The organism is Streptomyces sp. NPDC054840, from assembly GCF_053611065.1.
The window spans coordinates 1-4,607 of the sequence record NZ_JBSGZP010000601.1; the positions used below are offsets into that span (position 1 = coordinate 1).

A 4,607-nucleotide genomic window follows, 5' to 3' on the forward strand; every position below is an offset into this window, starting at 1 on the left:
GAGCCGTGTGACGTCCCATTCGAAGGGGCCGGGGAAGGTCTCGTCGAAGTCGTTGAGGTCGAAGAGCAGCGCGCGTTCGGGTGAGGCGAACACGCCGAAGTTCAGCAGGTGCGCGTCCCCGCACAGCTGGACGGTGAGCCCGGTCTGCGGTGCGGTGGCCAGGTCGTCGGCCATGACGGCGGCCGCACCGCGCAGGAAGGCGAGCGGCGATGCCGCCATCCGGCCGTAGCGGATCGGCAGCAGCTCGGGCACCCGGTCGACGCCCTGCCGCTGCAGTACTCCGATGGGGTCGGGCCGGTCCGGTGAAGCGGTCCACCGCCCGTGCGCGGCGCGGCCGGTGATCTTGCGGACGGCCCGTCCGCGCCGGAGCCGCTCAGCTGGACTGGTCATGCGCCGCTCCTCGTCGCCGGTCCCTCCTCATCCTCGCCGTACGGGTCGTGTCCCGCATGTCGCCGTCCCCGGAGCGGTCCGGGGACAGCTCCGGTCAGCTCTCGTTCTCGGCGAGGATCCGGTCGGCCGCGTAGTGCGGGCAGTTGAGGGCGTGCCAGGTCACCGACAGTGACCGCGCTCCGGTCCGCAGAGTCCGCACCACTCCGTCGGCGGCGGTGGCCTTGCAGAAGGGACACATGACGGTCTCCGGGCGCAGTAGATCGAACATGCCGTGTCCTTCCCGCAGCTTTCTCACACCGGACCAGTCCAGAACTATCAAACCCGGCGCCATTCGGCCGCAGTACCCACAAGTACAGATGGGAATTGGGGGCCATGACCGTACGGAAAGTGCGGTGGGGCGGGAGGCGGAAGGATCCGCGGGCGATCGCCCCGGCCGGTGAGGAGCCCTGCGGCGGCCCGGAGTTCCGCCTCCGACCGGAAGAGAGGCGGCCGGTGGGGCCGTCACCCCGGCGAGGGGGTGACGTCGTACGGGTTGCGCGGGACCGGTGCGATGACGGTGACGCGGCCGAGACGTTGCCGGAAGATTACTCGCGAGGAAACACGACCTTTGGCTATGGTGAGCGCCCTCCGGTCGAGAACCTTCGGATCCCAAGATCAAATACCGCCGCGATCTCCTTGAGTCGGGCGTCGTCGTTACGCGCGACGAGGTGTCCCATGTACCGCTCCGAGAAGGCGGCGAACTCCGTGTGCATCGTGCGCAGCGCGTCACCGACGCTCGTCGCGTCCACCACCACGATCTCCACCACCGGGTCCACGTACGTCTTCCACCGCCCGGCGACGGCCGACCGCAGGCGCTCGGCCAGCTCCTCCACCCGTCCCATGATTGCGATCAATTCGCGCAGCGACAGCCCGAGGGCCTCCACGAGTGCCCTGGTCTGCCAGGTGTCCCCGTGCCATTGGCGCGCCGATTCGGCCGCGCGGTACTCGGACGGGTCCATGCCTATGCGGTACGCCAGCCGATCGACGGTGAGCCGACGGGCCGGCCGGTGCTCGGCGTGGGTGCGCGGTGCGATGCCCATCAGCGTGGTGGCGTCGCACCACAGGACGTCGGCCAGGGCGAAGGGTTGCCGGTCGGAGGGCACTTGGGCGCCCTGCTCCCAGGCCAGGACGAGCTGAGGGTGGACGGGGGTGCCGCAGGCGGCCATGGAGTGGGCCACCTGGGTCGTGGTCAGGCCCATGCGGGCGCGCGCGGATCTGGCCTCGGCCCGGGACAAGGGAATGGTGCTGTGCACGTACGAGACACCTCGCAGTCCCCTCGGGCGCGTGGCGGTCGAGGGGAGGACGGATTGATGGATGAACACCAAGCGCGGGCACACTAATAGAAGCTCAAGCGGGTAGATCCGTCCATATGCCTACGGATCCAAGGCTGCACAGGGGTTCCGGCTGCGAAGCCCGCGAGCATCAGTGAGCGCAGTCCGTGTCCTGGGCCGGGCGGCGGCCGCTCCTGAGGAACTCGGTGACGGCCCGGTCGCCGCACGCGTTGCCGTTGCCGAGGTACAACCCGTGGCCGCCCTGCTCGACGGTGACCAGGCGGGCCCGGCCGCCCAGCGCCTCGCGCATCTTCAGGCCGCCGGCGAACGGGGTGGCCGGGTCCCGGCGGCTCTGCAGCATGAGGATGTTGGACGGGCCGTCGTCGGTGATCCGGGTCGGCTTCTGCGTAGGCGTCTTCCAGAAGGAGCAGGGCAGTACGTTCACCGGCATGCCGGCCGTGAGCGGGTAGCGGGCCCGGTCCGCGTCGACGGCCCGCCGGTACGCGGCCATCGGCGCGTCCGGCCACGCCACGTCGTTGCAGATGACGCCGACCATGAGCGCGGCGTCCTCGTTCGGGATGGGCGCGGCGAGCTCCTTCGGGAGCACCAGGGCCCCTGCCGGGTCCTGGGCCGCCTGCACGAGCTGGGCGAAGGACGGGAAGGCGGCGTCGGCGTAGAGCGCGTTCTGGAGGGCCTGGCGCAGGCCGTTGCCCGTCAGCGGCACTCCGGGGGTCGTCGTCGTCCTCGGCTCGCGGTCCAGCCGGGCCGCGAGGGAGACGAGGAGCGGCTCCACCTCCTGCGGCCCTGCGGCCAGTCGCAGGCCGTCCCGGTCCCGGTCGGGGTGGGCGGCCCAGGCCGCGAAGTCGGGGAGGCGGTCCGCCGCGCCCTGCGACATGTTCGCGAGCCAGCCGCGCGCGACCCGCTTCGGGTCGGGGTCGCCGCTGCTGTCGAGGACCCAGCGGTCGGTGTGCCCGGGGTACTTCTGCGCGTACACGGCACCGACGTACGTCCCGTACGAGGTGCCCCAGGCGGAGAGCTTCCGCTCGCCGAGCGCCTCGCGGAAGCGGTCCATGTCGCGGACCTGGTTGGCCGTCGTGAAACTGCGCAGCTCGGGGCCGCCGTTGCGGGCGCAGGCCGCCGCGATGCGCCGGGAGCGGGCGATGTTCTCGGTGATCTCGCCGTTCGGGCCCGGCCAGGACCGCAGGCTGGTCAGGTATCGGTCCTCAGGGGCGAGGTCGCAGGTCGCGGTGGTACTGGCGCCCACTCCGCGCGGATCGAAGGCGACGAGGTCGTAAGCTCCGGCGAGTTCCCGCCGCAGGGCGTCGGCCTTCTGCGTCAGGCGCTGCAGACCGGAGCCGCCGGGGCCGCCAGGTATCACGACGAGCGTGCCGCGCCGTGCCCCGGGGCGGTCGCTGCGGATCCGGGAGACGGCGACGGTGAGCTGCCGGCCGTCGGGGTCGTCGTAGTCGAGGGGGACGGGCAGCTCGGCGCACTCCTGGGCGGCGGGCGCGCCCGGATGGGTACAGGGATGCCAGTCGAGCTGCGGGCCGGCGGGTGCGGGCCGGGCCCCGGCCGGTGCGGCGGTCGCGGTCAGAGCGGCCGCCACGGTGGCCGTGGCGAGGGCGAGGACCAGGGCCTTGTTCTGCCGGTAAGTCGTCATGGCACCAGGCTGGTTGATCTCACCTCCTGGTCCCATCCGGCGTGCCGGTCGACCACCGGTGGGGCTAACCCCCCGCTCCCCTTTCCCCGCCGGCTCAGGGCAGCGGCAGGCCGCGGGCCGTGATCCAGAGCTCGTACCACTCCTCGTGCGTGAGCTCGGGCTCGCGCAGCACCGCGTCGGCGCAGGCACGGATCCGTTCGGGGCGCGCGCTGCCGATGACCGGCGCGATGGCGGCGGGGTGCCGCATCAGCCACCACAGCAGGACGGACTCGGGCGTGGTGTCCTTCTTCCGGGCCAGCTCCGCCAGCAGAGCCGCGGTGGCCCGCTCGGAGGGCGTCTCCTCGCGGCCGGTGAACCGGCCCTGCGCCAGCGCGCCCCAGGCCTGGAGGCGGATGCCGTGGTCGCGGCAGTGCTCCAGCGTGCCGAACGGGAACCCGTTCCTCGTGGACTCCGGTGTGTTCAGCAGGACTCCGGCCTCGACCCAGGCACGGCTGTGCAGGCTCATCTCCAGCTGGTTCGCCACCAGCGGTATGTCGAGCCGGGCCTGGAGGTGGGCGATCTGCGCGGCGCCCATGTTGGACACGCCGAAGCCCCGTACGAGGCCCTGGCGGTGCAGGGAGCTCAGCGCGGAGGCTGTCCGGTCCACGTCCGCCAGCGGATCGGGACGGTGCAGGAGGAGGACGTCGATCACATCGGTCCGCAGCCGGGTCAGGCTCTCCTCGACGCGCCGCGCGATGCTCTCCCCGCGCAGGTCGTACATGCCGGGGCGGTCCTTGTCGCCCAGCCGGATCCCGCACTTGGTCTGGAGCGTGATGCGCTCGCGCAGCCCGGGCGTGCGCGCGAGGACCTCACCGAAGACGGCTTCGGCCTTCCCGTGCCGGTAGATGTCGGCATGGTCGAAGACGGTGATGCCGCTGTCGAGGGCGGCGACGACGGCCGCCTCGGCCGCGTCGATGTCGGCGGGACCGTACGGGTCGGGGTCCCAGCTCCCGCCCAGGCCCATGCACCCGTACAGCACTCGGTCGCTGCCGGGGCTCGCACTCGCGTTCGTCACCGTCCCACCCTATGGGGTCTCCGCCGTGCGCCTCACCGTTTCCGGCGGCGATGCGGGACGGCTCACACCGGGCCCGATGCACGGCCTGACCGGCGCATACCCAATGATGTCCGAATGCAGAGACACATGGAGACCGGGCGGTGGTCGCGGCGGCGGTCGCTCCGCCGCCGGTTGGGCCGTACGGTGGCGGCTC

General features: G+C 72.1%; 5 protein-coding genes. All 5 read right to left on the reverse strand.

All coding sequences use genetic code 11. The annotated features are described in order from the left end of the window. Window positions 1–390 (reverse strand): DUF2252 family protein (locus ACWGIU_RS30450; RefSeq protein WP_453711180.1); only part of this gene is annotated, 390 nt, incomplete at its 3' end. Window positions 391–484: 94 nt separating this feature from the next. Further along, window positions 485–658 (reverse strand): hypothetical protein, encoded by a 174-nt coding sequence (locus ACWGIU_RS30455; protein WP_453711182.1) that lies wholly within the window; start codon window positions 656–658, stop codon window positions 485–487. Window positions 659–1,001: 343 nt separating this feature from the next. After that, window positions 1,002–1,682, reverse strand: coding sequence for a transcriptional regulator (locus tag ACWGIU_RS30460; protein WP_453711184.1), 681 nt, complete (start codon window positions 1,680–1,682; stop codon window positions 1,002–1,004). Window positions 1,683–1,851: 169 nt separating this feature from the next. After that, on the reverse strand, window positions 1,852–3,360 hold the full coding sequence (locus tag ACWGIU_RS30465; protein ID WP_453711186.1) for an alpha/beta hydrolase: 1,509 nt from the start codon (window positions 3,358–3,360) through the stop codon (window positions 1,852–1,854). 94 nt (window positions 3,361–3,454) lie between these two features. Next, the gene (locus ACWGIU_RS30470) at window positions 3,455–4,414 is read right to left on the reverse strand and encodes an aldo/keto reductase (RefSeq protein WP_453711188.1); all 960 of its coding nucleotides are present in this window, start codon (window positions 4,412–4,414) and stop codon (window positions 3,455–3,457) included. Between the last annotated feature and the right edge of the window lie 193 nt (window positions 4,415–4,607).